A 26,996-nucleotide genomic window follows, 5' to 3' on the forward strand; every position below is an offset into this window, starting at 1 on the left:
AACGATTCGTGTTTGCATATATTAATCAAAACAAAGCCAATGTCAATGCAACTGATAATGATTTCTATTAATAATTCTTTTCGATTTTGATAAAATAAACTTAAGCACTTTGTTTTATTGAAATTTTTGAATCAGATCGGTCGTCAGAAATATAAGCCTGCAGGAGGGATGGAAAATGAGTGTCAATATCAGTTTGGACGAAAAACAGTTGGCCGCCATATTTGCGGCCGGGGTGTTGCATCCCAGCGAATTGAAATGCTTGGACAGCGCCTCACGCGACATTGTCAAAAAGCTCTGCTTGAGAATGTGCCAGCCCAAGTCTTGCCATGCCTGTGAAAACCATCATTTGTGCGGCGTCAGTGCGGGAACAAGCAAACCGTTAAGCCGTGTGGAGGTGGCTTTGCCGCGCTAGTTTTCAGGCAATATCAAAGCCGATCGGCGGCCTTTTATTTAAGCGGTTTTTTAGAGGTGAATCGACATAATCAGTTACAATAGCCGGATTTGGTTTTATTAAGGTGAGAACACGATTATGTCAAAGCAGCAGCCGACCGTTGGCGTGATTAGTTTGGGTTGCCCCAAAGCAACGGTGGATACAGAACGCATCCTGACGCAACTGCGTAGCGAAGGCTATCAGCTAACCAACTCCTATGAAGATGCCGATACGGTCATCGTCAATACCTGCGGGTTTATCGACAGCGCCGTGCAGGAGTCGTTGGATACCATCGGCGAAGCGCTGGAGGAAAACGGCAAGGTCATCGTGACCGGCTGCCTGGGCGCGCGCGAAGAAGAGATTCTGAAAGTGCATCCAAAGGTGCTGTCTGTCACCGGCCCTGCGGCTTACGAGCAGGTCGTGCAAGCGGTACATGACGTGATTGCGCCGCCGGCTCACAATCCGTTTGTGGATCTGGTGCCGCCGCAAGGCATCAAGCTGACGCCCAAGCATTACGCCTATCTGAAAATTTCAGAAGGCTGCAACCACCGTTGCACCTTCTGCATTATCCCGTCCATGCGCGGCGACTTGGTGAGCCGTCCGGTTTCCGATGTGTTGACAGAAGCCAAAAAGTTGAAAGCGGCCGGCGTCAAGGAGCTGTTGGTGGTGTCGCAAGACACCGCCGCTTATGGCGTGGACGTTAAATACAAAACCGAGTTCGCGGACGGACGTCCCACCAAAACCTCGATGGTCGGTCTGTGCGAAGCGTTGGGCGAACTGGGCGGCGTGGACGAATTCTGGGTGCGTCTGCATTATGTTTATCCGTATCCCAACGTTGAAGAAGTCATTCCATTAATGGCCGCCGGTAAAATCCTGCCTTATCTGGATATGCCGTTGCAGCACGCCAATCCGCGTATTTTGAAAGCGATGAAGCGCCCTGGCAATGTCGAAAAGACGCTGGAGCGTATCAAGAAATGGCGTGAGCAGGTGCCTAATTTGACGATCCGCTCGACGTTTATCGTCGGCTTCCCGGGCGAAACCGAAGAAGAATTCCAGGATTTGTTGGATTTCCTTGAGGAAGCGCAGTTGGATCGCGTCGGCTGTTTCCAATACTCGCCGGTTGAAGGCGCGGTGGCCAATGATCTGGCGCCGCCGGTGCCGGATGACGTCAAGCAGGAGCGTTGGGAGCGTTTTATGGAAACCCAGCAGCGCATCAGTGCCGACAAGATGCAGGCCAAGGTTGGCCAGATTATGACGGTGCTGGTGGATGAAATCGACGATGAAGGCGCGATTGCCCGTTCCATGGCGGATGCGCCGGAGATCGACGGTTTGGTGTTTATTGAAGACGGCTTCCATCTGCAGCCCGGCCAGTTCGTCAAGGTGGAGATTGTCGCCGCCGACGAATACGACCTGTGGGCCAGACCGGTTGAGGAGTTCGTTGAGCAGGAAACGGCTTATGTAGAACTGGGTTAACCCGCTCTGAATGTTTGGTTCCCAATTAACCGCGAAGTATCCCTGCGATGCTTCGCGGTTTTTTTGTTTGCGGTGTTTGAATTTCATCTAATAGTTTAAAACTATCAATTTCATTTAAATAATTGACTTGAGCGATAAGTAGGGTGGGCGTATAGTTGCACTCAAGCATTAAATAATCTTGTGCTTGAACTAGAATAATTTATCGTTACTCATTAGGAGAAATAAGATGGAATCACAAGTTATCTCTTTACCACGTTTGAATGAAGCAGCTCCAGCATTTGATGCAGTTACCACTCACGGCCGCAAAACATTGGCGGACTACAAAGGCAAGTGGCTGATCCTGTTCTCCCATCCAGCCGACTTCACGCCTGTTTGTACCACTGAATTCATGGCGTTCCAGGCTCGCAAACCACAGTTCGACGCACTTAACTGCGAACTTTTGGGTCTGTCTATCGACTCTCACCACTCGCACAACGCTTGGGTGCTGAACATCAAAGAGAAATTTGGTGTAGATATCGAATTCCCGATTATCGCCGATTTGGACATGAAAGTGGCGACGACTTACGGCATGGTTCACCCAGGTGCGGCAGATACCTCTGCGGTACGTGCTACCTTCATTATCGACGACAAAGGTGTATTGCGCGCGATGATGTACTACCCGATGAGCAACGGCCGTTCAATGGACGAGTTCGTGCGTCTGGTTAAAGCGATGCAAACATCCGACGCACACGCTTGTGCCACGCCAGAAGCCTGGCAGCCAGGTGACAAAGTCATCGTTCCTCCTGCGGCAACGGTTGAAGAAGCCAAAGCGCGCATGGCGTCCGGCGAGTATGAGTGTGTTGACTTCTACTTCTGCAAAAAGTCTATCTAATTCTATTCAACCGATAGTTGCTTTTAGCGAAAAAGCCATTGTTATAATGGCTTTTTTTATAGCTTCATTTCGTCAATCTATTTTATAGGGTATTGGTTATGATCAAAAAAATACTGCTTCCACTGCTGTTACTGTTGGCATTCAGCGCACAGGCCGCCGAACTCAAAAGCCTACAAGCGCACACTTTTATGGATCAATGGGATAAACCGCAAACGCTGAATGAGCAGACCGAGTGGCTGATTTTGTCGACTCATAAAGCGGGTGGTGAATGGGTCAAGAAAGCCTTGAGCGATCTGAAGATTCAGGATCTGGCTGCCAAAAACTGGCTTTATGTGGCCGATATTTCCGCTATGCCGAGCCTGATCACGCGTTTTGTCGCCATTCCTAAAATGCAGGATTACACCTTTGCGATTGCGCTCGAAAAAGAGGGCGAGGTGACCGCCAACTGGCCTAAACAGGCCGATAAAGTCAGCGTCTACAAGCTGAAAGGGTTACAGATAGAGGAAGTTCACACGCTCGATTCCGAGCAGGCCGTGCTGAACTTTATCAAACTCATCAAATAAAAGCAGTCAACCCGGCCTGTTGAGTTTTGAACAGGCCGGGTTGAGTTGTTTCAGGTTATTGCCGCTATGAGTCAATGCAACGGCTTTCGGCCGATTGAACCGCTTTCAGCCAAGGTCTTGATTCTGGGCACCATGCCGAGTGTCGAATCGCTCAATCAAGCCTTTTATTATGCCCACCCGCGCAACGCCTTCTGGCCGATTATGCAAAAGCTGCTGGGTCGTGCTTTGTCGTCCGTTGAAGAAAAAACCGCCTCTTTGCAAGAAGCCGGCATTTTTTTATGGGATGTGCTCGAAGCCTGTCATCGCCAGGGCAGTCTGGACAGTGCCATTCAACAACCGCAAGCCAATGACTTCACTTGGATTTTTGCCAAACATCCCCATTTAAAAACCGTGATATTCAACGGTAAAGCCGCCGAAACGCTCTTCAAACGCCATGTGCTCAAAGCGCAAACCTTGCCGCACGATTTGCAGTTTTTTACCTTGCCCTCCACCAGCCCGGCTAACGCACGTTTAAGTTTTGAAGATAAATACTTGTTATGGCAAGAAAAACTGGCCGAATTGTTGTAGAATACGCGCCACACTTTCAAACTCGTTATGTGACGTTTTTTAGAAGTTCTTTAAATCCTTACCAATTCATAACTTTAGGAGATTTGCCTTGGAAGCAGAAAGCCTGAAGAGACCAGTTGTCTCAGAACTCTTGTCCCCCGCGGGCACCCTCAAAAACATGGAATACGCCTTCGCTTACGGCGCCGATGCGGTTTACGCCGGCCAGCCGCGTTACAGCCTGCGCGTGCGCAATAACGAGTTTGATGAAGAAAATCTGGAAAAGGGCATCAAGCGCGCCCATGAACTCGGCAAAAAGTTCTATGTGGTGTCGAACATCGCCGCGCACAACTCCAAGGTCAACACCTACATGAAGGACATCGCGCCGATTATCGCCATGAAACCGGACGCATTGATTATGTCCGATCCCGGCCTGATTGCGATGGTGCATGCCGAATATCCGGAGCAGGAAATCCATCTGTCGGTGCAGTCCAATGCGGTCAACTGGGCCACAGTCAAATTCTGGTACAACAACGGCGTGCGCCGCGTGGTGCTGTCGCGCGAACTGTCGATTGCCGAAATCCGCGAAATCCGCGAAAAAGTACCGGAAATGGAATTGGAAGTTTTCGTGCACGGCGCGCTGTGTATCGCCTATTCAGGCCGTTGTCTGCTGTCGGGTTACATCAACAAGCGCGACGCCAACCAAGGCACCTGCACCAACGCCTGCCGCTGGAACTACAACACCTACGAAGCCAAAGAGGACGAATCCGGCGATGTGGTCGGCGTCAGAGTCGAAAACATTACCGATCTGACCGGCACGACCGGTCGCAATGCTCCCGAACAGAATATTTACAATCCAACATTGGGTGAAGGTGAAACCACCGACCAGATGATGCTGTTGGAAGAAGAGGGGCGTCCGGGCGAACTGATGCCGGCGTTTGAAGACGAGCACGGCACTTACATCATGAACTCCAAGGATTTGCGTGCCGTCGAGCTGATTCCGGAACTGGTCGATATGGGCGTTCACTCCTTGAAGATCGAAGGGCGTACCAAGTCGCATTATTATGTGGCGCGTACCGCGCAGGTCTATCGCAAGGCGATTGACGATGCGTTGGCCGGCAAACCGTTTGACCGTTCATTGCTGGATGACCTGGAAAGCCTGGCAAGCCGTGGTTATACCGAAGGCTTCCTGCGTCGCCACGTGCATTCCGAATACCAAAACTACGAATACGGCGTGTCTAAATCCGAGCGCCAGCGTTTTGTGGGCGAGGTGGTGGATGTGGTCGAGCGCGACGGGCGTTCGCTGCTGGAAATCGACGTTAAAAACAAATTCTGCGTGGGCGATTCGCTGGAGATTATGACCCCGGCGGGCAATGTGTCGCTGGTGCTGGATCACATGCAGACCCATCACGATGAAGTGGTCGATTGTGCATTGGGTTCCGGCTGGCGCGTGCGTATTCCGAATCCGTTCAAAGATTTGGATAAAGAAACGCTGCTGTTCGGTCTGATTATGCGTAACGAAGCGTGGGGCGGCGACGTCAAACGCGATGCCGCAGCGCGTGAAGCCAAAGCCAAGCAGGATGAAATGGACGCGGCCAACCGCGCCAAAGCCAAGGCAACGGCCTGATTTTAGGATTGGGTTATGGCGTTAAAAATCATTAAGGGCTGCATTAACTGCGACATGTGCGAGCCGGAGTGTCCCAACAAGGCGATCTCGATGGGTGACAAAATCTACGAGATCAACCCCGACCTCTGCACGGAATGCGTCGGGTTTTACGACACCCCAACCTGCATCAGCGTCTGCCCACTGGATTGCATTATCACCGATCCCGAGCGGGTAGAGGATCACGAAACCCTCTACGAAAAGTTCAAAGAACTCGTTAAAGCCGATAAGATTTGAATTTTTGCATAAACTAGAAAGCGCCCTTTGGCGCTTTTTTTATACCTCGCAGACCCGGCCTGTTGAGTTTTTGAAATAGAAACAATCAATGGAGTCTGACCCCGTTGATTCATGGTAGCTAACGCTTCAAACAGCGGCGCGCTTTAGCGCGTCCAGCCACGAAGTGGCGTTGCTGCTTTGACTTGTTAGCTGATTTTTCAAATGGCATAGCCTGCACTACGAAGCTCTGTATCTAGCTCGTCTTTCCAGCTGCCAGCTGCATCCATTGATACATAAACAACTCCACTAATGTCATTCGGAGTTTCAACGCTACCCTTAACCAACGCAGCGACACGCTGGCGCGAAAGCTTTGCAATCAAATATCCGTGTTCGAATACTACGTTTTGCCTAGCTCTCCATTTGTAACTTAATGAGTCTCTCTTTGCTCCTACATCACATTCCGTATAAAGAACAATCCCAAAACCCACATTACTGTAGTGATCAATTTTCTCTATAATTGTCCGCCCACCACTGGCTTGCAAATGAAGAATAATTGGTTCTAGACCTTTTGATTCAACATAAGCCTTAACGTCATTTTTGGCGTACTCATCATGACCATGAACTATAAAGACCTGATTCTTATTGAATTGCTCGCCAGCCTCTGCTGGTTTGTTTTCAAAAGCAAACTCGGCTTCAGCTTCGGGAACTACAGGAGTTTGTCTAGAGGCTAAGAGCTTACGTAAATCAGCTCTTTTGACAGCCCAATGGGTGCGGTGAAATTCAAAACTTTCGATACAAAGTTCTAATGTTAAATCTTCGATTTCTTGAGGTGTAAGCACCTCAACATCAGTATCTCTTTCAAACCTAATACGGTAATCATAATTTGATCTAGTTATATTTGTGATTGTCGCGACAAAGGCGCCATCTTCATATTGTTCTTGCATCAATAGGGCAGGAAACCCTTTAATCTCTCCGACATTTTCAGCACTCAGATTTCTAAATCTCATCTGTGTTTCTGAATCGGTATATTCAAGGAATCTTGAAGCAGAAACCGTGATTTCATTTTCTGGGTCATTTGGACCTATGTATCCAATAATCAGGTTATACATCCGTTTTCCTATTCAGCTAACGTTTAAGCTAACCAGCCGCGCTTTAGCGCGGTCGGGTTGAGTGAATTGTTATGCATTTCTTACTGATACCTTTCAACTAAAGCATTCCAATATTTGGTTTTTATCTGTTCAACTTTTGCATGGGTAGAATAGTCAGCATGAATACAAGCCAATATTTCATGCGCAGTTACCCAAATTGCTATTTTAGGGTTATCTAACGTACAGTCTCTACGAGTTAATGACATACCTTTTATTGTGAAATTTTCTTTTATTCCATGTCCAAAAGTAGATACAAAGTTTTTCTTCTGCTGTTTATCCAAGCCATCAATGTATTCTGTAAAAGAAAAATTTGTTGAAGAGATTGTATGAACCAATTGATTTCTAAGCTCGGCCAGTTTTTTTAAAAACGTAAATTGTTCTTTATTGATTACTTCGAGTTTTTCTAAAAAAACTATTTTTCCAGACTTTGGATTTGCATATTCTAAATATGATACTGATTCAGTTATTTTTGAGTTACCGAATTTAATAGATAAAGCTTCAGTTGCCACAGCTTCAAATAATGCACTTAACTTAATAACGAATGACCAGTCATCCTCAGGTAAAAGTCTTGAATAATAGCCTGATGACAGACCAATATTCTTTTCAAGTTGTGCAATATCCTTTTCCATTTTTTTATTTATGTCTGTCATTTGATACATGAATCCATTTTTAATACATAACGATAAAACTAAGCGAGCTGCGCTTTAGCGCAGTCCGCTTGAGTGCCTTGTTATGTACAGAGCTAAACTCTGCACAATGAAATTAGGTGGTTTGCCAGCCTAACTGAATACAAACCGGTTTGCCTTACACCTCTGCCAAGAACTTTGTAACAACTAAGCTAATAGCTAGTGCTGTCACAGGTTCAAAGCTTACAAGCAATGTAACAAATAATGTTACGAATGCTGGTATACGAAGAGATAAAGCATCTGAACCCGTTAAAGCTGATTTTGCCATAGGCATCCTCCAACTAACGTTACCCTAGGTCTCATGTTGAGTCGGGCTAGGATAGTTCAGACTTTGCTTCCTATTTAGGTTTTGTCAGTCACTAAGGTGGAAGCAACCCGACTGGTCGGTTGTAGAAGAAGTAACTAACTCCATTCTGCAAACTGATACATAACGCTTGAACTAAGCGGCTGCGCGTTAGCGCAGTCGGCTTAAGTGTTTTGTTATACGTAATTTACTGCGATATCTGATTAAGTCTTTAACTTTTAAGTCTTGATTTAACCAAATGAATTCAAATAAATAAACTGGGGCAGTCAAAACTAATGCAGCCAGAACACCCAAGCTTAGAAATTCTTGGATTGGTTTATAGGCCAACCAACCTAAAAACGTTATACAAGTTATAAAAAAAACAACAAACCATGCCTGAGATTTTGCAATTTCGTAATTTATTGCTGATGAACTCCAGCGTATGTTTTTTATGGTTTTTAATTTTTTGTATTGATATGCACGATATGACTTTTTGGTTACCGTAGGCAAAACTTTAAATAACCATTGGATTATTTTAGCCACTAAGATAAAAAATATCCCAGTAAACCACCATTCAATATTTGAAAGATTATTTGCTATTTGTTCCATAATTTTCTGTTGTATAACATTTATTATCAGGCAATATTGCCTACCTATTGGGTATTGAGTCTCTTTTCATGTCCAATTTTCCGTGTATCGGGAAAGTTGTTGGTTTGACAGGTTATGCGAAATTTCCCATAAGACCCTGTTATTTCATGAAAAGCCGCTGTGGTGTAATAATCAGGTTAGGGTAGTTTTATTTGTTGACTTCACCCGATATGAAAAGCAGTTTCACGAATCCTACCTCAAAACGCTTAAACAAACTAGCTTAAGTACGTATCAAGAGGCTGTTAATTGTTTAGGTTTTTTGAGCGTTTTAAATTTCGAACAGGCCGGGTAAAAGGCACCTTACCCGGCCTGTTGAGTTTTTTGAAATCAATTTTTTGTGAAAAACGTTGCTATGGCGTTGCACTTGTTGGCTGAGTGGGTAAGATGAAAAACTCGTATTTATCTCACTCTTTAAAGGAGCAGATTATGTCGTCAACCATGCCGTCAACTATGCAGACTAACGCGCAGCCTAAACTCGAACTGATCAGCTTTAAACTTTGCCCGTTTGTGCAGCGCGCCGTGGTGGTGTTGAAGCACAAGAACGTCGATTTTGACATCACTTATATCGACCTCAACGAGCCGCCGGAGTGGTTCAAGGCCATTTCGCCGCTGGGGCAGGTGCCGGTGCTTAAGGTGATGACCTCTGCGGGCACGGAAGTGCTGTTTGAGTCTGCGGTGATTCAGGAGTATGTGGACGAGATTACGCCGCCGAGCCTGCATCCGGCCGATGCGTTGATTAAAGCCAAGAACCGCGCGTGGATCAGTTTTGGCGGCGAAATTCTGGGCGCGATGCATGGCATGATCAGCGCCAAAGAGGAGGCGGCCTGCAATGACAAGCGCGCTGCGGTGCAGCAGAGGTTGGCGCGTTTGGAGGCGGCGCACAGTGGCGGCGATTATTTTAACGGCGCCGACTTTAACCTGATTGACGCGGCCTATGCGCCGATGTTGATGCGTTTGGATTTTATTAAGCAGCTGACCGGTGAGGATTTGCTGGCCGACACGCCCAAGCTGGCGCATTGGTCGAGTGTATTGCTGGCGCTGCCCAGCGTGCAGAATTCCGTGGTGGAAGGGTTGGTTAATCTGTATGCGATGATGCTGAAAAAACTCGACGGCCATTTTGCCTGCAAGCTTAAACCCCGTGATTAAACCCGCCTTAGCCCGCGCTTTGCAAGCCGGCCTGTTGAGTTTGACGTTTTTGGGAATCGTGCAGGCACAGCCGCAAACGCCTCAAATCGGGTCAAAACTGACTGGGCTGCCCGAACAGGATTATGCGTGGATTGGCGAGCGCATCTACCAAAACGAGTGTGCCGGCCAAACCCGCTATTTGACGCATTGGGGCAAAGGCGAGGCGTTTCCGTCGTTTGGAATCGCGCATTTCATCTGGTTTCCCAAAGGCGTGGACGCGCCTTTTGAGGAAACCTTTCCTGCGCTGTTTGATTTTTTAATGAAAACCTCAACACCACAAACATCTGCACCGCCGTCATGGCTGGCATCGCTGTGGTCTCAAAACGGGGCGCAGACGGCGGGCTTTGATGCGCCTTGGCAAAGCAAAATACAATTTGAACAGGCCGGGTCCAGCCCGGAAATGGCGGCATTGCGTGACTGGCTTAGTCAAACCCGCCGCGAACAGGCCGAGTTTGTTGTGCAAAGTTTTCACACTCGCTGGCAGCAAACCGTGCAAACTAAAGCGCAGGCCGAACAGCAGTCGCTCCAACAAAAGCTATCCCGGCTCATGCAGTTTAAAGCAGGCACCTTTGCAATTGTAGATTACTTTAATTTCAAGGGGATAGGTGGCAATGATAAAGAACAGTATCAAGGGGTTGGCTGGGGGCTGATAGAGGTATTGCAACAGATGCCCGCCGCGCTCTTTAACCAGCCGGACAATGTTTTGCTGTTGCAAGGATTTGTGGAAAGTGCCAAGCAACGCCTGCAAACCCGGGTTGATCTGGCGCCGGCGGAAAGAGCCGAATCACGCTGGTTGGCGGGTTGGTTTAAACGATTGGACGGCTATTTGAATGAGTAAATTTCGCGTTGTTAACAATACAGGATCTTGATGGAACAGACACTCACGCCTTCTTCTTTGCCTTCTTTTTGTTGGAAAACCCTGATTCGCAGCAGCCGGCCGCCGTTTCTGCTGTTGAGCATGGTGATGGTGCTGTTGGGCACGGCGCTGGCCTATCATCAGGGACGCGAGAACGCGGTCTTTGTGTTTGACGGCGCGCTTCTGGCGGTATTGCTGGTAGCCGCTTTATTGGCGCACGCCAGCGTGAATCTGCTAAACGAGTACCACGATTTTAAATCGGGGCTGGATTTGCTGACGGCCAAAACGCCGTTCAGCGGCGGCAGCGGCGCTTTGCCGTCCAATCCCGACATGGCAAAGTGGGTGGGCGTCGCCGGCTGGCTTACCTTGGGCGGCAGCGTATTGTTGGGCGCATTGCTGATTTGGCTGAAAGGTTGGCTGCTGTTGCCGCTGGGGATAGTGGGGATTTTACTGGTGGTTGCTTATACACCGTTGATTACGCGCTGGCCGTGGTTGTGTTTGATTGCCCCCGGACTCGGATTTGGGCCGGTGATGGTGCTGGGAACCTATTATGTCTGGCTGGGCGAGCTGAGCTGGCTGGCGGTATTGGTGTCGCTGATTCCGTTTTTATTGGTGAATAACCTGCTGTTATTGAACCAGTTTCCCGATCAGGAAGCCGACAAGCAGGTGGGACGACATAATCTGCTGTTGCATTTGGGGCCGAATGCGGCGGCCGGCGTGTTTGTACTGTTCTATGTGCTGGCATTTTTGCTGGTCACGGCGCTGGCTTTGTTTTCCGGTTTGCCTTTGGCATTGCTGGCCGCTTTGTTGTGGTTGCCGTTGGCGTTTAAAATGGTGAAAATAGTCAGCCAGCATAGACAAAACACGCAGAAACTTGCGCCGGCTTTGGGCATGAATGTCATAATAAACCTCCTGTTGCCGCTGACACTGGCTTTGCTGCTGGTGATGGACCTAGGTTGATGGTAAGCGGACGGTAAACAATCGAGAACAGATTTCAACATGATGAATTTTCCAACCTTAATGGACTTTGTCGGCAATACGCCTTTGGTGAAATTGCAGCGTATGGTCAACCCGGATACCAACAGTGTCGTGCTGGCCAAGCTGGAGGGCAATAACCCGGCCGGTTCGGTCAAGGACCGTCCGGCAATCAACATGATCAAGCAGGCCGAACAGCGCGGCGATATCAAGCCCGGCGATACCTTGATTGAAGCCACCAGCGGCAATACCGGCATTGCGCTGGCGATGGCGGCGGCGTTGATGGGCTATAAGATGAAACTGATTATGCCCGACAATATGAGCATGGAACGCAAAGCCTCCATGGCGGCCTACGGCGCGGAATTCATCACCGTTTCCCAGCAGCAGGGCATGGAAGGCGCACGCGATCTGGCGCTGGCAATGCAGGCCAGTGGCGAAGGCATCGTGCTCGATCAGTTCTCCAATCCCGATAATCCGTTGTCACACTACCACTCCACCGGCCCGGAAATCTGGCGTGACACCCACGGCAAAATCACCCATTTTGTCAGTGCGATGGGCACGACGGGCACCATTATGGGCACCTCGATGTATCTGAAAGAACAGAATCCCAATGTGCAGATCGTCGGCGTGCAGCCCGAAGAGGGCGCGGCTATTCCGGGTATCCGCCGCTGGCCGGTGGAATATATGCCCAAAATTTACGAATCGACGCGGGTGGATCGCATTATCGATATGGGGCAGCAGCGTGCGGAACAGACGATGCGCGAACTGGCCAAAATCGAAGGTATTTTTGGCGGCGTTTCATCCGGAGGGGCGATGGCGGCCGCTTTGCAGGTGGCGCAAGAGGTGGAGAATGCGGTGATTGTGACGATCGTGTGCGATCGTGGCGACCGCTATTTATCAACGGGTGTTTACGGCTGAAACGCGACGGATAGTGAACATGGCAAGAGAAATAGAACGTAAGTTTTTGGTCAAAGGGCAGGATTGGAAGGCCTTGGCGTTTAAAAGCACGCATTTTGCACAGGGGTATCTTAACGACATCCATGACGCGACCTCCAAGAGTTCGGTGCGGGTGCGCATTGAAGGCGACAAGGCGAACCTAAACATCAAAAGTTTGGAAATCGGCCTGAGTCGCGATGAATACGAGTTTGTGATCCCGATGCAGGAGGCGCAAAAAATCCTCAAAACCCTGACGGTGGGGCCGGTGATTGAAAAGGTGCGTTATCTGGTGCGTTACGGCAATCATATCTGGGAGATTGATGAGTTTCAGGGGGACAATGCCGGCCTGATTATCGCCGAGGTGGAAATGGATTCAGAAGAGGATGTGATTGTCATGCCATCTTGGGCAGGCCCCGAGGTGACGCATGAGTCGCGTTTTTACAATGTCAGTTTAAGCAGCTACCCGTATAAAGATTGGAGCGAAGATGAAAAAGCAAAATCGGTCTAAAAGTACCATGTTATGGCGTTCAACTTTAAAACCGCTGGCGCTGGCATTGGCAATGGGTTCTTCGGGCGTGCTCGCCAATCCGGGGGCATCCGGATTGTTGGATGTCTATCAGATGGCATTGTTGCAAGATGCCAAACTGGCTCAGGCGCGTGCCCAATATGACGCCAATCAGCAGCTTTTACAGCAGGCAAAAGGGGCCTTGTTGCCTAATATCAGCGCCAGCGGCAGCTATACGATCGGCGACATCGACTATACCGACCGCACCAGCACCAATGTGGGCGTTAACCTAACGCAACCCCTTTATAACCGGGCCGCCTGGTCGGGCTATGAACAGGCCAAGAGCGTGGTGCAGCAGGCTGATTACACGTTCAAGAGCGCTGAGCAGGACTTGATCGTGCGCACCACGGACGTTTACTTCAAGGTCTTGCTGGCGCAGGAGGATTTGAATCTGGCATTGGCACAGGAAGCCGCCGATAAGATTCAATGGGAACGCGCCGAGGCGTCAGCCGAAGTCGGCCTGGCGAGTCTGACGGATGTGCTGCAAGCCAAATCGAGTTACGATCTGTCCAAGTCTAACCGCATCAATGCCGAAAATGCGTTGGATGTCGCGAATGAAGCGTTGTTGAAGCTGACCGGTAAGAACATTGCCTCCTTGAAAGTATTGGCGCTGCAAGTTGCGCTGCCGCAGGAGCATTTGGCGATGTCGGATTGGGAGGCACGTGCCGAGAACGACAATCTGACCGTTAAAAATCTGCAAAGCCAGGTCGATATCGCCACGCACAATATCGAAACGCAGAAATCCGGACATTGGCCAACCGCCAACCTGCAAGCCAACTATTCCAATACCGACTACAACGGCTATCCGTCCACCATCACCGGTAAGGAAGATGTGCAAAATACCAGCGTCGGTATCAATGTGAGCGTGCCGCTTTATGCGGGCGGCGCAACCACCGCCAAAGTGAGTGAGGCGCGCTATCAGCTGCAGGCGGCCGAACAGGCGCTGCGTGACAGCCGTGAACAGGCGCGTTTGGATGCGCGTGTACAGGTGCGCACTGTGGAGCGCGGCCAGAGTCTGGTTGCCGCCTTGCGTGAAGCGGTCAAATCCGGCAGCGCCTTTTTGGAGGCCGCTGAAGAGAGTTACAAGGTCGGCTTGAAGAGCCTGCTGGAAGTCTTGACGGCGCGTTCCAACTATTTCAGCGCACGCCGCAATCTGGTGGAAGCCCTGCACAATCAGGTGGTCAATCGCCTGAAATTGGAAGCGACAGCCGGCGATTTGCAGGCGGACGACTTGCAGACCTATGACCGTTTGCTCACCGCGCCCGAAGCGCCCAATATGATGCAAGACCATACGTTGGTTGAAAACGCCGCACAAGGTTCGTAATTTTTGTTCATGCCTAGTCGCCGCGGTTTAATTAAAACGCTTTTGCCCCTGGCGGGGCTGGGATTGACGGCCTGTAACCGCAGCGAAAACCCGCATAGCATTCGCATGGGCGTCAACGCGCGCCCGCGTATGCTCGATCCGCGCAAGGCCACCGATGCCTTGTCGAGCCGCGTCAACCGTTTGCTCTACCGCCAGTTGGTGGATTTTAACGAACGCTTTGAAGCGGTGGCCGATTTGGCAGAATGGCAACAACTCACGCCGCAGCACTATCGTTTTACCCTCCTTGAAAGCAGTCAATTCCATAACGGCGAGTCGCTCACTGCCGCCGATGTGGTCGCCACCTATCAAAGCGTGTTGAATCCCGATTTTGGCTCACCACACCAAGGCTCGCTTAAAAACATTAAACAAGTGGTTCAAGTTGATGATAAACAAGTGGATTTTTGGCTTCATGCGCCTGATCCGCTGTTTGTCGGCCGCCTGGTCATCGGGATTTTACCCAAGTCATTGATTGACTCGAATCATCCGTTTCATGAACGCCCGGTGGGGTCTGGTGCGTGCCGTTTTATCAGCCTGAATGAGCAGAAATTGGTGCTGCAACGGCCGGACAAAGTGACTCTGGAATTCATTAACGTCAAAGACCCGACCGTACGCGTGCTCAAGTTGAAGAAGGGCGAGATCGACCTGCTGCAGAATGATCTGTCGCCCGAACTGATCCATTACTGCGAGCAGCAAAGCGGTTTGCAGGTGCAGTGGCAGCATGGCACCGGATTCGGCTATCTGGGCTTTAACTTTGACGACGCGCTGCTGTCGCAACTCGCCGTGCGCAAAGCGATTGCCTACGGCATTGACCGGCAGGCGATCGTGGATGCCTTGTTCAACGGCCACGCGCGTCTGGCGGGCGGGCTGTTGGTACCGGAACATTGGGCAGGCGTGCCGGATATCCACGGCTTTGCATATGACCCCGAACTAGCGAAACTCAAATTGACAGAGGCGCAGATTCCGCAAACATCGCGTAACGCGGAAGGGCTGATCGAACTGAGTTTCAAAACCTCCAATGACCCGACACGCATCCGTTTGGCCACCATCTACCAGTCGCAATTGCGCCGCATCGGCATTCATTTGAACATCCAAAGTTACGACTGGGGCACCTTTTACAGCGATATCAAGCAGGGAAGGTTTCAGCTTTACAGTCTGGCGTGGGTGGGGATCAAAAGCCCGGATATTTTCCAGTATGTGTTTGCCAGTAATGCGATTCCGCCAAACGGCGCAAACCGTGGGCGTTACCGTGATAGCGATGCCGATCGTTTGATTGCATTGGCAGCGAATCAGCAGAGCTTATCCGAGCAGGCGGAAACTTACCGTGCTTTGCAACGCCATCTGCAGCAGACATTGGCTGCCATGCCGTTATGGTATGAGGATCAGTATGCGGTCAGTCGCAACAACGTGCACGGTATGCAACTCTATGCCGACGGACGCTTGGACGGGTTATTAAAGGTTAAGAAAGTCACGCTTTAAAACGTGATTTTAAAACTGAACAGGCCGGGTGGTAACCATTGCAAACAACTGCATATCAGTGAAATATGCAGCCGTTTGCCTTTATCGCCCTTAGAACTCCCGCTTTAATGTATTAAGTGCTTCGTCCTGATGGTGCGATAGCGGTTTGTGTTGCATAAAATCCGTTACCGTGGCGATGGAGTTGGCAATGACTTCTGCCGGACTCACACTGACAATGGCAATGGAGAGTACTGACGCTTTAAACAGCGTCTGAAAAAAAGATGAACGTCTCATTTTAACCTTCCTTTTTTAGAGTCGTACCGAGCGTGATATTCAACGCAGCGGCGTGATGACAATGAAAAATTGAAGGCACAAAAATGTTAGAAGTGACACGAATAAACCCACGACCCGAATGTTTCGCGGGGATTATTTGGCAACCGGCTGTCTTAGCAGAGTAACGTCACCGTTTCCCGTCTAAGACCCTTGGCTTTCCGTCCTTGCTTCACAACAAGTTTGGCACAACAAATAATAAGCCCATTAATTTAATGGACTTAGTTGAATTTTACTCTTAAATAATCCTTTTTTAAAAGTATTTTTTTATTAAAGCTCTTCATTATTAACGGGTTATCTTCACTACTTTGGCGTGATTCTTAGCAATCATTCAGGTATTCAAGCGCACCGGCAGGCGGCGGTTGCCCCAGGTGCCGTGACTGGCCGCAAATACGCCGGCAACCGCTGCGCCGCAGGCATCGCAGCAACCCTTTCCGTTTTCATTAAGATGCAGGTGCCAATCGGTAATTTCGTAGTGCTGTCTGCCAATGAGTTTTTGGGCACACTCCGGACAATAGGTGGCCTGACCTTGCGGGTTGAAGACATTGCCGGTATAGACATATTTCAATCCGGCCTGCATGGCGATTTCGCGCGCCATTTCAAGCGTTGAAGCCGGGGTGGGCGGGTTGTTCATCATGCGGTAATCGGGATGGTAAGCGGTGAAGTGCAACGGCACTTCGGCGCCACAGTGGTTGATAATCCACTTGCACATCGCTTCGATCTCTTCTTTGGAATCGTTTTCGCCCGGAATCAGCAAGGTGGTGAGTTCAAGCCAGCAATCGGTCTCATTGGCCACATATTCGATGGTGTCCAATACGGGCTGTAATTTCGCGCCGGTCAGCTTCTCGTAAAAGGTGTCGCTGAACGCTTTCAAATCGATATTGGCGGCATCCATCCATTTAAAGAACTCTTTGCGCGGTGCTTCGCTGATGTAGCCGGCAGTGACCGCGACATTTTTGATTCCCAACGCGCGGCACGCTTTGGCGGTGTCGATGGCGTATTCGTAAAAAATCACCGGATCGTTGTAGGTATAGGCAACGGAGGCGCAACCGTAATACTTGGCGGCTTGGGCAAGCGCTTCGGGTTTGGCCTGATCCAGCAGGCGATCCATATCGCGTGCTTTCGACATATCCCAGTTCTGGCAGAATTTACAGGCCAGATTGCAGCCTGCCGTACCAAAGGAGAGCACCGAACTGCCCGGCAGAAAGTGGTTGAGCGGCTTCTTCTCGATCGGGTCGATACAGAAGCCGCTGGAGCGTCCGTAGGAGGTCAGCCACATTTTGTCGTCCTTGCGACCGCGTACAAAACAGAAGCCGCGCTGGCCTTCACGCAAGGTGCATTCGCGTGGACACAGGTCACACTGAATCAGACCGTTGTCGAGGGCGTGCCAGTGCTCGACTGGAATGACCGACGGGTGTGAAAGGTCAATATTTTTCATTTTTGATTACCTTGAAAACTTGAATCGTTGTATCCATATATAGTGGTAACTTATTAAAATTCAAGAGAATGCCTTTATGCATACTAGCAGACCTACCGCGGTGGCCGGACTGTTTTATCCGGCAGACCAATCTGTTTTGCAGCGCTGGTTGGACGACGCCTTAAGCGATACCAATATACCTAAAAAGGCTGGCATTACAGCCGTACCCCGCGCCTTGATCGCTCCACACGCCGGTTATATCTATTCGGGCCAAACGGCGGCCAAGGCGTTCAAATTATGGGAAGCCGCCGCACAGATAAAAACGGTGGTTATTATGGGGCCCGCACATCGCGTCGGGTTTCATGGCATGACAACCATCGACTACGATGCTATGGACACACCTTTAGGGGAGGTCGCTGTTGATACGAATTTGCGGGATGCACTGGTAGAAAAGTTCGATTTTTTACGCTATCACAATATGGCACACGCTCCCGAACACAGTCTCGAAGTGATGCTGCCGTTTATTAAAACCGTGTTACCGCAGGCCAAGGTAGTGCCGCTTCTGAATGGCGCCATTTCCGCTCAAGAGGTGGCATCCATACTCGAAGCACTATTACAGCAGGAAGGGGTCTATGTGGTGATTAGCAGTGATCTGAGCCATTTCCACCCTTATGCCGAAGCGCAAAAGATGGATGCACAAACGGCTCAGTGGATCGAGGCTAAACAGTGGCGCTATCTGGATGGCGAACATGCCTGCGGCTACAAAGGCATACAGGGTTTACTGGCGATGCATGGCGCTGAACATTGGCAAGTGCAACCGATAGAGTGCGTGAATTCCGGCGATACGGCCGGCAGCAAAGACAGCGTGGTCGGTTACGGCAGCTGGGCGATTTACGAAAACGACGAAACCGCGAGGAAGGAAAGTGATGCAATTGAATGAACAGCAACAGCAGGTTTTGCTCTCAGCGGCTAAAAGCAGTATTCAACAGGCCTGGTCGGACGGTGAAGTGATGGCCGATACATTACTCAATGAACACGGTCTAATGGAACACGGTGCGAGTTTTGTCACTTTGAACAAGCACAATCAGCTGCGCGGCTGCATCGGCACCTTGCAGGCGATGCGCCCCTTGGCGAAAGACGTGGTTTATAACGCCTTCAATGCAGCCTTTCGGGATCCGCGATTTTCGCCCTTGCAGACGCATGAGGTAGCCAGTTTGGAGGTTGAGATTTCAGCCTTGAGCCAGCCGGAACCTATGCATGACTGTGACAGTAAAGAGGCGCTATTAGAGCAATTACGTCCGTTTGAAGATGGCTTGATCTTAACGGACGGCTACAAACGCTCAACCTTCCTGCCGTCAGTTTGGGAACAGCTCCCCGATAAGCAGGCGTTTGTCGACTATCTGCTGCGTAAAGGCGGAATGACCGCTTGGAGTGAAACCATGCGTTGCGAGCGTTACACCACCTTCAAGTTCGGCGCCCACTGGCATGACATAAACACATAAATCCCCGCTATTTTGATGCGGCGTTTCGCAGCCAGATTCAAAGTGCTGACATACCTGTAACACATGAGGCAAAGCGGGTTACAATAGTTTCTTCATTTAGATTTCCGAATTTGACGAACGAGTAACCCCGCTTTTGAACCAGACTATTGTCATCTCCATTCAAGATCAGCAGTTGCGGCTCTTTTCCCAAAATGAGCTCGTCAAAACCTATTCCGTCAGTACCGCGCTCAAAGGCAGCGGTAACCTCAAAGGCTCCTATCAAACCCCTCTGGGATTGCATTACATTCGCGCCAAAATTGGCGCAGACCAGCCCGTTAATAGCGTGTTTGTGGGACGCCGTCCGACAGGTGAAGTCTATTCGCCGCAGCTGGCGCAAGCCCAGCCCGAGCGCGATTGGATTCTGACGCGTATTCTCTGGCTGTGCGGCCGCGAAATCGGCATCAACCGTTTGGGGAAGGTCGATACGATGCAGCGTTATATCTATATACACGGCACCCCGGACAGCGAACCGATGGGCGTGCCACGCTCGCACGGCTGCATCCGCATGCGTAACGAGGAGCTTATCGAGCTTTTCGATCATGTTGCCTGCGGTGTGCCCGTGGAGATCGTGGCATGATCGGTTATCTGTTGCGCCTGAGCCTTTCGGTGGTGTTTGTTTCCTGGATTGTCGGCACCTTGGTGTTTATGTTGATTCATCTGGTGCCGGGCGATCCAGTGGCGGTCATGCTCGGCGATTGGGCGAGTCCGGCCGATGAAAGCGCCTTGCGCCGCCAGCTGGGGTTGGATGAACCCTTGTATCTGCAATATTGGCACTATCTTGTGGGGCTGGCGCAACTCGATTTGGGCAACTCGCTTTTCTTCCAGCAGCCGGTCACATCGCTGATCGCCGAAAGCTTTCCGATGACGCTACAATTGGCATTGATGGCACTGGCGATCGCCGTACTCATCGCCTTTCCGCTGGGGCTTTGGGCGGCGCTACGCGCCGGAAAATGGCCCGACCATCTGGCCATGACGGTGTCGTTGCTGGGGGTTTCCATTCCCAATTTCTGGCTGGGGCCGATGCTGATTTTGCTGTTTTCATTGGCGCTTGGCTGGTTGCCGGTGAGCGGTGCAGAGCAGCCTTGGGCGTGGGTCTTGCCGGCTATCACGCTGGGCACGGCCTTGGCGGCGATACTGGCGCGTATGCTGCGCGCCTCCTTGTTGGAAGTGATGCACGAAGACTATATTCGCACCGCACAGGCCAAAGGCTTGAGCGGCTGGCGGGTGTATGGCCAGCATGCCCTGTTCAATGCGCTGCTGCCGGTTGTGACGATTTTGGGGCTGCAGCTCGGTACGCTGTTGGGTGGCGCGGTCATCACCGAGGTGGTATTCGACTGGCCTGGTCTGGGGCAGTTGCTGGTGGAGTCGATTCAGCGCCGCGATTATCCGGTGGTGCAAGCATGCATTTTGATTATCAGTGTCGCTTATATCACGGTAAACGGCCTCACCGAACTGGTTTATGCCTGGCTCGATCCGCGCATCAGGATTGCGCAATGAGGGGCCGGGCATGATTCTGAAAACCTTCAGTTATGCGATGATTGCGCTGTGGTGCCTGATGGCATTGGCTGCGGTGTGGATTGGCGCCGAGGCGAATGAAGTGGTGTTGCAGCAGTTCCTGGCGCCGCCGTCTTTGAGCCAGTGGTTGGGAACCGATGAACTCGGTCGTCCGGTATTGGAACGTCTGGTGCAGGGCGCGCAAACCTCGCTACTGGTCGCTGTGGGGGTGGTAACGCTGTCGGCGCTGATTGGTACGACGATCGGCATTTACAGCGGTTATCGTGGCGGTTGGGTAGATCGTGTGATCACCAAAATCATCGATGTGTTTCTGGCATTTCCGGGATTGCTGCTGGCGATTGCGTTGGCGGCCATTTTGGGGCCGGGGATTGAAAACGTGGTGTTTGCCCTGGTGGTGGTCGGCTGGGTCGGTTACGCCCGACTGGCGCGCGCGCAGACCTTGAGCTTGCGTAATCGAGAACATATTCTGGCGGCGCGTGCTTTGGGTGTGCCCACCTGGCGCATTCTATGGCGTCATCTGCTACCGCTGTTGCTTGCGCCTTTGGGGGTCGAGGCGACTTTTGGCGTGGCCGGCGCGGTGATTTCCGAGGCAGGTCTGTCGTTTCTGGGACTGGGCGTGCAGCCGCCCGATGCGTCCTGGGGCAGTATGATCAAAGAGGGCACGCGCTACTTACTGGTGGCGCCGCATCTGGTGTTGGCGCCGGGTATCGCCTTGATGCTAGTGGTGCTGGCGGTCAATCTGTTGGGCGACCGCTGGCGTGATTATCTGGATGTGAAGAACCGTCATCAGCAGCGCGCCTGAGAATTTGACGGAAAAAACTCAACAGGCCGGGTAGGCGTCTGCCTGTAAAAAGAATCCAATAAAAAGAATTAAACGCGTTTGAGCAGATGAACCTGATCGCCCAGTTGAATGTCGCCGGCGCGTAGCACCTTACAACGAGCGCCGCCGCGCCAATCGGGCATCATCGCCTGTTTCAACCCCGGCTGCAAGGCCTCCATGCGCGAGCAAGGATCGGTTTCGCAGACGATTTCCAACAATACCTGACCTACCTGCACCTGCATGCCGATCATGGATGCGTCGAAATCCATCTCATCCACGAGCAAATTGGCGCGTCTTTCGGTCCAGGGCAGGGTTTTTCCGGCCTCTTCGCAGGCCGCCTGCCAGCTTTTCAGCGAGAGAAGGGTCACCTGTTTAATCGGGTTTTTGGCGCCTTGATAGTCGTTTTCCAGACCCGATTCAACAGAAACATGAATGCGTTCGTGCGTCTGAATCGGTCCTTTGGATGCCTGATGGGTGGCAATACCGATGAGTTTGGCCATCGTCAATTCCTTTGATACCTTGTTTTTGCAGGCGTACTATAAAGCCGTTATATGACATTTAATTGAAGATCGTACACAACGGCGGTTCAGCCCGCCGCTTTTTTTGGTTATCATAGCGGAAATTTTGTCCGTTTCGCACTGCGAATCACGCCAATCCCATCCTACAGCAATAAGGAAACGCTATGAATTTAAGCGCCGGTAAAGCCATGTCGTTAGGCTCGGTCATGGTTGATATTGAGGGCACCGTTTTGCAGCCGCACGAAATCGAGCGTCTGATGGATCCGTTGGTGGCCGGTGTGATTTTGTTCAGTCGCAATTTTGAATCGGTCGAGCAGCTGCAAAAACTGACGGCGTCGATTCACGCCTTGCGCCATCCGCGCCTGCTGATCGGCGTGGATCACGAGGGCGGGCGCGTGCAGCGTTTCCGTGACGGTTTCAGCCGCATCCCGCCGATGCGCACCCTGGGGCAGGCCTATGCGCAGAATCCGCAGTTTGCCTGCGATGCGGCCGAAAAAATCGGCTGGCTGTTGGCGACCGAATTGCTGGCGGTGGGCGTGGATTTCAGTTTTGCGCCGGTGCTCGACTTGGATTATGGCGGCAGCAAGGTGATTGGCGACCGCGCCTTTGCGATGCAACCGCAAACGGTGGCCAAGTTGGCGTTCCATTTGATGACGGGGATGCGCAAGGCGGGCATGGCTTCGGTGGCCAAACATTTTCCGGGTCACGGCTATATCGAAGCCGATACGCATACCGAAGTCGCCGTGGACGAACGACCTTTTGCGGAAATTCAGCAGAAGGACATGCAGCCGTTTCTGAGCCTGATCGAAAACGGCGTGGATGCGATTATGCCGGCGCATGTCATCTATTCGAAAGTCGATCCGCTGCCGGCCGGTTTTTCGCACTATTGGCTGCAGACCGTACTGCGCAAGCAGTGCCATTTTGAAGGGGCGATTATCAGCGACGATATGAGTATGCGCGCCGCCGTGGCCTACGGCTCGGCTTCGGAACGTGTGCTTAAAGCCTTAGAGGCGGGTTGCGATCTGGTGCTGGTGTGTAACGATCCCATCGCCGCAGACGAGGTGCTGGCGCACGTGAATTGGCATGCCGGGGCTTTGTCGCACGCGCGCCTGATCCGCCTGCATGCGCATGAACGCGTCGAGTTCCGCAAGTTGCCTTACCATCCGCTGTGGCAGGCGGCGGTGACGGCATTGCATGAACTCAATCGCCACAACGAACAGCAGGAGCTGATTTGATGGCGTGGATGGAGCAAAGCTGGGCGCAACTGGTCGGCCTGTTTGGCAGTCAGGCGTGGATATTGATGGTCTGCGGCATCTTGTTGGTGACACTGTTAATCGACGTGGTTCAACGCAGTGTGCTGCGCCGTTTGCACTACCATCTGCTCAAAGCGCATAAAGTCTGGATTGACAGTTTTGTGGATGCCGCACGGGCGCCGTTTTCGTTTTTTATCTGGCTCAACGGCAGTTTCCTGGCGCTGACGACTGTGATTCTGCAGTTTCAGCTTTTTGTGGACAGTCTTGCCTGGATTCAGTCGCTCAAATCGACGGTTCTGACGTTATCGTTCGGCTGGTTTGTAATCCGTCTGGTACAGCGTTTGGAGTTGCATCTGAAGGAGTATGCGCGTGAAACGGAGCGGCTCGACCAGGTGACCGTGGAAGCCTTTGCCAAAATCATCAAGCTGGTGGCGTTTGTGGTCACCATTCTGTTTTTCCTGAATGCGTTTGGCGTGAGCCTCACCGGCTTGCTGGCATTTGGCGGGGTAGGCGGCATTGCCGTCGGTTTTGCGGCCAAAGATTTGCTGGGCAATCTGTTTGGCGGCCTGATGCTGTATATGGATAAACCTTTTACGGTCGGCGACTGGATCCGTTCGCCCGACAAGGAGATCGAAGGTACGGTGGAGCATATCGGCTGGCGTATGACCACCGTGAGAACCTTCGACAAGCGGCCGCTCTACATTCCCAACGGTATCTTCTCGAATATTGCCATCGAGAACCCGTCACGCATGACCAATCGCCGCATCAAGGAGACCATCGGCATCCGCTATGCCGACGTGCATAAGATGCACGCCATTACCACGGCGGTCAAGGAGATGCTGCGCGCGCACCCGGAGATTGATGTGAACCAGACCATGATCGTCAATTTCAACCAGTTCGGGCCGTCATCGCTGGATTTCTTTATCTATACCTTTACCAAGACCACCGAGTGGATCCGTTTTCACGAGATCAAAGAGGATGTGTTGCTGAAAGTCGCCGAGATCATCGAAGCAGAGGGCGCCGAAATCGCTTTCCCGACGCGCACATTGCATCTGTTTAATGAAACCGAGCAGCAGTCTTTATCGCCTAACGCTAAATAACAGCGCTAAATAACAGCCATTTTAAAACCGAACAGGCCGGGTATGTCATGGTGCATACCCGGCCTGTTGAGTTTTGATAACATTCAAAAAATGCTTAGATAATAATGACTTCCGGTTCCAAGTGAATGCCGAATTTATGGTCAACGGCCTCCTGAACCATCTGTGATAGTTCGACGATATCCTGACCTTTGGCGCCACCGCGGTTTTCCAAAACCAGCGCGTGTTTGTCCGAAACGCCGGCCGCTCCGCAGCGTTGCCCTTTCCAGTTCACCTGCTCAATCAACCAGGCCGCCGGGATTTTATAGAAGCCTTCCAGCGTCTTATGATGCGGCACATCGGGATAGCGCGTCAGAAGTTCCTCAAAATAGGATTGCCCCACCACCGGATTTTTGAAAAAACTGCCGGCATTGCCGAAGACGTTTGGATCGGGAATGCGCTCTTTGCGCAATTTGATGACGGTGTCGTAAATGATTTTAGGCGTCAGTTCCGTTTTGGGAATCTCGCTGAGTGCCTCTTTAAGCGGCTCGTAAACCAGATTAGGGTGGCCTGCGTGTAATTTACGCAAACGGAAGGTGACGCGGTGCACCAGGATTTTGTCGGCATATTCCTGCTTGAAGATGCTGGTGCGGTAGCCGAAATTGCATTCCGAATTGCGGAACTCCTGGCGATGGCCGGAGTAGAGATTGAGGGTTTGCACCCGGGTAATCGCATCACGCGCTTCCGCGCCATAGGCGCCCACATTCTGTACCGGTGCCGCGCCGACCGTTCCGGGAATCAGCGCAAGGTTTTCCAGGCCCCACCAGTTGTGTTCCACGGTATAGGTGACCAGGTCGTGCCAGTTCATGCCGGCGCCGACCGACAGCCAGACACTGTCTTCGTCCTGCTTGACGATTTTAAGCTGCTTGTATCCGCAATGCACCATGACGCCTTCGATGTCGTGGGTGAAGAGGATGTTGCTGCCGCCGCCGATAATACGCCACGGAAGAGAAGCCAACGTCAAATCCGAACGCAGCGTGGTGATATCGCTTTGGCGGTTGATTTCAACGTAGTACTGCGTTTTGACATCGATCTTGAACGTATTGTGTTTTTTGAGCGAATAGTTGGCCTGAATGTGCATTTTGGTCTTTGTTATAATGACGAAAAAACAACATTATAAAGGAAGCGGAGCACTTTGCACGTGCCATGCGCCAAGAGAAGGAAGATTCATGAGTCAATTAAAACTTTCCAAACAGGGATGGTCTAACCAGACAGTGTTTATTCTTGCCGCGGTGGGTTCTGCGGTCGGCTTGGGTAATATCTGGAAATTTCCTTATATCACCGGCGAAAACGGCGGCGGTGCCTTTGTTCTGGTGTATTTGGCCTGTGTGCTGTTGATCGGCATTCCCGTCCTGCTTTCCGAAATTGCCTTGGGGCGCGCCGGCGGCGCCAACCCCGTGCAGGGCATGGCCAATCTGGCGCATGAACACCGTGCCAATCCGTTGTGGTTTTTGCTGGGTTTGAACGGCGTGCTGGCCGGTGCCTTGATTCTCTCTTTCTATACGGTGATTGCCGGCTGGGGCGTGGCTTACTTTTATGAAAGTGTTAAGGGGGTTTTTCAGGCGCTGACGCCGGATGAAGTCGGGGCGCACTTCAAGACGTTTCTGGCCAATCCGTACGAACTGCTCTTCTGGCATACCGTGGTCAGCATCTTCACAGTGCTGGTAGTGGCCAAGGGCGTCAAAAGCGGCATCGAGCGTGCCATCAGCTGGATGATGCCGGGACTGTTTTTAATTTTATTGGTCTTATTGGGCTATGCGGCAACCACCGGTTATTTTGCACAAAGTTTCAGCTTTCTGTTTTCACCCGATTTCTCCAAGTTAAGCTGGCAGGCGGTTTTGACGGCGATGGGCCATGCGTTCTTTACGCTGAGCATCGGTCTGGGAACCATGATGGTCTACGGCTCATACATTTCTCAAAAATATTCGATAGTCAGAGCGGGCATGTGGATTGCCTTTGCCGATACGCTGGTCGCGTTGATGGCCGGGTTGGTGATTTTTTCGATCGTTTTTGCCAACGGTTTGGAGCCGGGGGCTGGGCCGGGGCTGCTGTTTCAGACGCTGCCGATCGCCTTTGGGCAGATGGGCGGCGGCTGGTTTTTCGGCTCGCTGTTTTTCGCACTGGTGGTCATGGCGGCGCTGAGTTCGGCGATTTCGCTGATCGAACCGGCTGTAAGCTGGTTTGAGCAGAACTGGGGAATTCAACGCTTGAAAGCCGCCTGGATTCTGGGGGGGCTGATCTGGTTGATCGGCATAGGATCGGTGTTGTCGTTTAACGATTGGTCTGGCGTTCACTTCCTCGGCGAACGCAATTTCTTTGAAAGTGTCGATTTCATTACCGCCAATATCATGTTGCCGTTGGGCGGTCTGTTAATGTCCATTTTTGTGGCCTGGGTGTTTGATGATGCAACGCGCGCCGAGCAGATCGGTTTGTCGCCCCGTATGATGAAATGGTATCTGTTGGATTTGCGCTGGCTGGCACCGGTGGCGATTCTGATTGTTTTTGCGACGAATCTGGTGGCGGCGGAGAGTGTCTGGTTTATGGTTGCGATTGCTTTGACAGCCTATGCCGCCTATGTGCTCAATGCGATGCGCAAAGCCGGTTGAA

30 protein-coding genes and 1 riboswitch are annotated in these 26,996 nt (G+C 51.4%); of the genes, 22 read left to right on the forward strand and 8 right to left on the reverse strand.

The annotated features are described in order from the left end of the window. Positions 1-175 precede the first annotated feature (175 nt). From HZ297_RS07185 to HZ297_RS07215, 7 genes are all read left to right on the forward strand, one after another. A complete protein-coding gene (locus HZ297_RS07185; RefSeq protein ID WP_178862323.1) occupies positions 176-412 on the forward strand; it encodes a hypothetical protein in 237 nt (78 codons plus the stop codon). 117 nt (positions 413-529) lie between these two features. Further along, the gene (gene rimO / locus HZ297_RS07190) at positions 530-1,903 is read left to right on the forward strand and encodes a 30S ribosomal protein S12 methylthiotransferase RimO (protein WP_178862324.1); all 1,374 of its coding nucleotides are present in this window, start codon (positions 530-532) and stop codon (positions 1,901-1,903) included. Between the two features lie 226 nt (positions 1,904-2,129). Continuing rightward, a complete protein-coding gene (locus HZ297_RS07195) occupies positions 2,130-2,774 on the forward strand; it encodes a peroxiredoxin (RefSeq protein WP_178862325.1) in 645 nt (214 codons plus the stop codon). 98 nt (positions 2,775-2,872) lie between these two features. Continuing rightward, entirely contained in the window at positions 2,873-3,337 is a 465-nt protein-coding gene (locus HZ297_RS07200) for a hypothetical protein (protein WP_178862326.1), read from the forward strand. Positions 3,338-3,403: 66 nt separating this feature from the next. Next, positions 3,404-3,904, forward strand: a complete 501-nt coding sequence (locus HZ297_RS07205) for a DNA-deoxyinosine glycosylase (RefSeq protein ID WP_178862327.1) — start codon at positions 3,404-3,406, stop codon at positions 3,902-3,904. A 103-nt stretch (positions 3,905-4,007) separates the two neighbouring features. Next, entirely contained in the window at positions 4,008-5,507 is a 1,500-nt protein-coding gene (gene trhP, locus HZ297_RS07210) for a prephenate-dependent tRNA uridine(34) hydroxylase TrhP (RefSeq protein WP_218644579.1), read from the forward strand. A gap of 15 nt (positions 5,508-5,522) precedes the next feature. Continuing rightward, the gene (locus tag HZ297_RS07215) at positions 5,523-5,780 is read left to right on the forward strand and encodes a YfhL family 4Fe-4S dicluster ferredoxin (RefSeq protein ID WP_178862329.1); all 258 of its coding nucleotides are present in this window, start codon (positions 5,523-5,525) and stop codon (positions 5,778-5,780) included. A 197-nt stretch (positions 5,781-5,977) separates the two neighbouring features. Here HZ297_RS07215 and HZ297_RS07220 read toward each other — a convergent pair whose 3' ends face one another. The 4 genes from HZ297_RS07220 to HZ297_RS07235 form a co-directional block, all read right to left on the reverse strand. Then, entirely contained in the window at positions 5,978-6,868 is an 891-nt protein-coding gene (locus tag HZ297_RS07220) for a TIR domain-containing protein (protein ID WP_218644572.1), read from the reverse strand. Positions 6,869-6,948: 80 nt separating this feature from the next. Next, positions 6,949-7,566: a hypothetical protein gene (locus tag HZ297_RS07225; RefSeq protein ID WP_178862330.1), complete on the reverse strand. Its 618-nt coding sequence runs from the start codon at positions 7,564-7,566 to the stop codon at positions 6,949-6,951. Positions 7,567-7,711: 145 nt separating this feature from the next. Next, complete coding sequence (locus tag HZ297_RS07230; protein ID WP_178862331.1) at positions 7,712-7,861, reverse strand: hypothetical protein; 150 nt, start codon at positions 7,859-7,861, stop codon at positions 7,712-7,714. Between the two features lie 186 nt (positions 7,862-8,047). Then, positions 8,048-8,485, reverse strand: coding sequence for a hypothetical protein (locus HZ297_RS07235; RefSeq protein WP_178862332.1), 438 nt, complete (start codon positions 8,483-8,485; stop codon positions 8,048-8,050). A gap of 465 nt (positions 8,486-8,950) precedes the next feature. Between HZ297_RS07235 and HZ297_RS07240 the strand changes: the two genes are divergently transcribed. The 7 genes from HZ297_RS07240 to HZ297_RS07270 are packed head-to-tail and all read left to right on the forward strand — an operon-like array spanning position 8,951 to position 15,880. Further along, positions 8,951-9,670: a glutathione S-transferase family protein gene (locus tag HZ297_RS07240; protein WP_246261730.1), complete on the forward strand. Its 720-nt coding sequence runs from the start codon at positions 8,951-8,953 to the stop codon at positions 9,668-9,670. Then, positions 9,663-10,547: a hypothetical protein gene (locus HZ297_RS07245; RefSeq protein WP_178862333.1), complete on the forward strand. Its 885-nt coding sequence runs from the start codon at positions 9,663-9,665 to the stop codon at positions 10,545-10,547. The genes HZ297_RS07240 and HZ297_RS07245 overlap by 8 nt, the downstream gene beginning before the upstream one ends. Before the next feature lie 30 nt (positions 10,548-10,577). Further along, entirely contained in the window at positions 10,578-11,525 is a 948-nt protein-coding gene (locus HZ297_RS07250) for a prenyltransferase (protein ID WP_178862334.1), read from the forward strand. A 42-nt stretch (positions 11,526-11,567) separates the two neighbouring features. After that, a complete protein-coding gene (gene cysM, locus HZ297_RS07255; protein ID WP_178862458.1) occupies positions 11,568-12,458 on the forward strand; it encodes a cysteine synthase CysM in 891 nt (296 codons plus the stop codon). Between the two features lie 19 nt (positions 12,459-12,477). Beyond that, a complete protein-coding gene (locus HZ297_RS07260; RefSeq protein WP_178862335.1) occupies positions 12,478-12,984 on the forward strand; it encodes a CYTH domain-containing protein in 507 nt (168 codons plus the stop codon). Next, positions 12,962-14,365 (forward strand): TolC family outer membrane protein, encoded by a 1,404-nt coding sequence (locus tag HZ297_RS07265; protein ID WP_246261732.1) that lies wholly within the window; start codon positions 12,962-12,964, stop codon positions 14,363-14,365. Before HZ297_RS07260 ends, HZ297_RS07265 begins: the two co-directional genes overlap by 23 nt. Before the next feature lie 9 nt (positions 14,366-14,374). Further along, entirely contained in the window at positions 14,375-15,880 is a 1,506-nt protein-coding gene (locus tag HZ297_RS07270; protein ID WP_178862462.1) for an ABC transporter substrate-binding protein, read from the forward strand. 90 nt (positions 15,881-15,970) lie between these two features. On the opposite strand, the gene HZ297_RS07275 is transcribed toward HZ297_RS07270, so the two are convergent. Continuing rightward, positions 15,971-16,153 carry a hypothetical protein gene (locus HZ297_RS07275; RefSeq protein WP_178862336.1) on the reverse strand — a complete coding sequence of 61 codons (183 nt, stop codon included), beginning with the start codon at positions 16,151-16,153 and terminating at the stop codon, positions 15,971-15,973. Positions 16,154-16,288: 135 nt separating this feature from the next. Beyond that, a riboswitch (cyclic di-GMP riboswitch) is annotated at positions 16,289-16,387 on the reverse strand. Positions 16,388-16,520: 133 nt separating this feature from the next. Continuing rightward, positions 16,521-17,627, reverse strand: a complete 1,107-nt coding sequence (amrS, locus tag HZ297_RS07280; RefSeq protein WP_178862337.1) for an AmmeMemoRadiSam system radical SAM enzyme — start codon at positions 17,625-17,627, stop codon at positions 16,521-16,523. Positions 17,628-17,703: 76 nt separating this feature from the next. Here amrS and amrB point away from each other — a divergent pair, with 76 nt between their 5' ends. The 5 genes from amrB (at position 17,704) to HZ297_RS07305 (ending at position 21,464) form a co-directional block, all read left to right on the forward strand. Next, entirely contained in the window at positions 17,704-18,546 is an 843-nt protein-coding gene (gene amrB / locus HZ297_RS07285; RefSeq protein ID WP_178862338.1) for an AmmeMemoRadiSam system protein B, read from the forward strand. Next, on the forward strand, positions 18,533-19,108 hold the full coding sequence (amrA, locus tag HZ297_RS07290) for an AmmeMemoRadiSam system protein A (protein WP_178862339.1): 576 nt from the start codon (positions 18,533-18,535) through the stop codon (positions 19,106-19,108). Before amrB ends, amrA begins: the two co-directional genes overlap by 14 nt. A 133-nt stretch (positions 19,109-19,241) precedes the next feature. Further along, positions 19,242-19,724: a L,D-transpeptidase gene (locus tag HZ297_RS07295; RefSeq protein ID WP_178862340.1), complete on the forward strand. Its 483-nt coding sequence runs from the start codon at positions 19,242-19,244 to the stop codon at positions 19,722-19,724. Next, complete coding sequence (nikB, locus tag HZ297_RS07300; protein WP_178862341.1) at positions 19,721-20,644, forward strand: nickel ABC transporter permease; 924 nt, start codon at positions 19,721-19,723, stop codon at positions 20,642-20,644. The genes HZ297_RS07295 and nikB overlap by 4 nt, the downstream gene beginning before the upstream one ends. 10 nt (positions 20,645-20,654) lie before the next feature. Further along, complete coding sequence (locus tag HZ297_RS07305; RefSeq protein ID WP_178862342.1) at positions 20,655-21,464, forward strand: ABC transporter permease; 810 nt, start codon at positions 20,655-20,657, stop codon at positions 21,462-21,464. A 68-nt stretch (positions 21,465-21,532) separates the two neighbouring features. Here the strand turns inward: HZ297_RS07305 and HZ297_RS07310 are convergent, their stop codons facing one another. After that, on the reverse strand, positions 21,533-21,982 hold the full coding sequence (locus HZ297_RS07310; protein ID WP_178862343.1) for an MOSC domain-containing protein: 450 nt from the start codon (positions 21,980-21,982) through the stop codon (positions 21,533-21,535). A gap of 182 nt (positions 21,983-22,164) precedes the next feature. Here HZ297_RS07310 and nagZ point away from each other — a divergent pair, with 182 nt between their 5' ends. After that, positions 22,165-23,235 carry a beta-N-acetylhexosaminidase gene (gene nagZ / locus HZ297_RS07315; protein WP_178862344.1) on the forward strand — a complete coding sequence of 357 codons (1,071 nt, stop codon included), beginning with the start codon at positions 22,165-22,167 and terminating at the stop codon, positions 23,233-23,235. Further along, on the forward strand, positions 23,235-24,353 hold the full coding sequence (locus HZ297_RS07320; RefSeq protein ID WP_218644573.1) for a mechanosensitive ion channel family protein: 1,119 nt from the start codon (positions 23,235-23,237) through the stop codon (positions 24,351-24,353). Before nagZ ends, HZ297_RS07320 begins: the two co-directional genes overlap by 1 nt. A 94-nt stretch (positions 24,354-24,447) precedes the next feature. On the opposite strand, the gene murB is transcribed toward HZ297_RS07320, so the two are convergent. Further along, positions 24,448-25,470 (reverse strand): UDP-N-acetylmuramate dehydrogenase, encoded by a 1,023-nt coding sequence (gene murB / locus HZ297_RS07325; RefSeq protein ID WP_178862345.1) that lies wholly within the window; start codon positions 25,468-25,470, stop codon positions 24,448-24,450. 88 nt (positions 25,471-25,558) lie between these two features. Between murB and HZ297_RS07330 the strand changes: the two genes are divergently transcribed. After that, complete coding sequence (locus tag HZ297_RS07330) at positions 25,559-26,995, forward strand: sodium-dependent transporter (protein ID WP_178862346.1); 1,437 nt, start codon at positions 25,559-25,561, stop codon at positions 26,993-26,995. Position 26,996 lies beyond the last annotated feature (1 nt).

It is taken from the genome of Thiomicrorhabdus cannonii (genome assembly GCF_013391695.1).
Taxonomy (GTDB): Bacteria; Pseudomonadota; Gammaproteobacteria; order Thiomicrospirales; family Thiomicrospiraceae; genus Thiomicrorhabdus; species Thiomicrorhabdus cannonii.

Coding starts and splice junctions, on each gene's coding strand:
- HZ297_RS07195 (WP_178862325.1), top strand. CDS start 2,130: ATGGAATCACAAGTTATCTCTTTACCACGTTTGAATGAAGCAGCTCCA.
- amrB (WP_178862338.1), top strand. CDS start 17,704: ATGCATACTAGCAGACCTACCGCGGTGGCCGGACTGTTTTATCCGGCA.
- HZ297_RS07220 (WP_218644572.1), bottom strand. CDS start 6,868: ATGTATAACCTGATTATTGGATACATAGGTCCAAATGACCCAGAAAAT.
- HZ297_RS07215 (WP_178862329.1), top strand. CDS start 5,523: ATGGCGTTAAAAATCATTAAGGGCTGCATTAACTGCGACATGTGCGAG.
- HZ297_RS07250 (WP_178862334.1), top strand. CDS start 10,578: ATGGAACAGACACTCACGCCTTCTTCTTTGCCTTCTTTTTGTTGGAAA.
- HZ297_RS07305 (WP_178862342.1), top strand. CDS start 20,655: ATGATTCTGAAAACCTTCAGTTATGCGATGATTGCGCTGTGGTGCCTG.
- HZ297_RS07230 (WP_178862331.1), bottom strand. CDS start 7,861: ATGGCAAAATCAGCTTTAACGGGTTCAGATGCTTTATCTCTTCGTATA.
- HZ297_RS07205 (WP_178862327.1), top strand. CDS start 3,404: ATGAGTCAATGCAACGGCTTTCGGCCGATTGAACCGCTTTCAGCCAAG.
- amrS (WP_178862337.1), bottom strand. CDS start 17,627: ATGAAAAATATTGACCTTTCACACCCGTCGGTCATTCCAGTCGAGCAC.
- HZ297_RS07270 (WP_178862462.1), top strand. CDS start 14,375: ATGCCTAGTCGCCGCGGTTTAATTAAAACGCTTTTGCCCCTGGCGGGG.
- nikB (WP_178862341.1), top strand. CDS start 19,721: ATGATCGGTTATCTGTTGCGCCTGAGCCTTTCGGTGGTGTTTGTTTCC.
- HZ297_RS07330 (WP_178862346.1), top strand. CDS start 25,559: ATGAGTCAATTAAAACTTTCCAAACAGGGATGGTCTAACCAGACAGTG.
- HZ297_RS07225 (WP_178862330.1), bottom strand. CDS start 7,566: ATGTATCAAATGACAGACATAAATAAAAAAATGGAAAAGGATATTGCA.
- HZ297_RS07185 (WP_178862323.1), top strand. CDS start 176: ATGAGTGTCAATATCAGTTTGGACGAAAAACAGTTGGCCGCCATATTT.
- HZ297_RS07310 (WP_178862343.1), bottom strand. CDS start 21,982: ATGGCCAAACTCATCGGTATTGCCACCCATCAGGCATCCAAAGGACCG.
- cysM (WP_178862458.1), top strand. CDS start 11,568: ATGAATTTTCCAACCTTAATGGACTTTGTCGGCAATACGCCTTTGGTG.
- rimO (WP_178862324.1), top strand. CDS start 530: ATGTCAAAGCAGCAGCCGACCGTTGGCGTGATTAGTTTGGGTTGCCCC.
- murB (WP_178862345.1), bottom strand. CDS start 25,470: ATGCACATTCAGGCCAACTATTCGCTCAAAAAACACAATACGTTCAAG.
- HZ297_RS07275 (WP_178862336.1), bottom strand. CDS start 16,153: ATGAGACGTTCATCTTTTTTTCAGACGCTGTTTAAAGCGTCAGTACTC.
- HZ297_RS07200 (WP_178862326.1), top strand. CDS start 2,873: ATGATCAAAAAAATACTGCTTCCACTGCTGTTACTGTTGGCATTCAGC.
- HZ297_RS07235 (WP_178862332.1), bottom strand. CDS start 8,485: ATGGAACAAATAGCAAATAATCTTTCAAATATTGAATGGTGGTTTACT.
- amrA (WP_178862339.1), top strand. CDS start 18,533: ATGCAATTGAATGAACAGCAACAGCAGGTTTTGCTCTCAGCGGCTAAA.
- nagZ (WP_178862344.1), top strand. CDS start 22,165: ATGAATTTAAGCGCCGGTAAAGCCATGTCGTTAGGCTCGGTCATGGTT.
- HZ297_RS07320 (WP_218644573.1), top strand. CDS start 23,235: ATGGCGTGGATGGAGCAAAGCTGGGCGCAACTGGTCGGCCTGTTTGGC.
- HZ297_RS07260 (WP_178862335.1), top strand. CDS start 12,478: ATGGCAAGAGAAATAGAACGTAAGTTTTTGGTCAAAGGGCAGGATTGG.
- HZ297_RS07240 (WP_246261730.1), top strand. CDS start 8,951: ATGTCGTCAACCATGCCGTCAACTATGCAGACTAACGCGCAGCCTAAA.
- HZ297_RS07265 (WP_246261732.1), top strand. CDS start 12,962: ATGAAAAAGCAAAATCGGTCTAAAAGTACCATGTTATGGCGTTCAACT.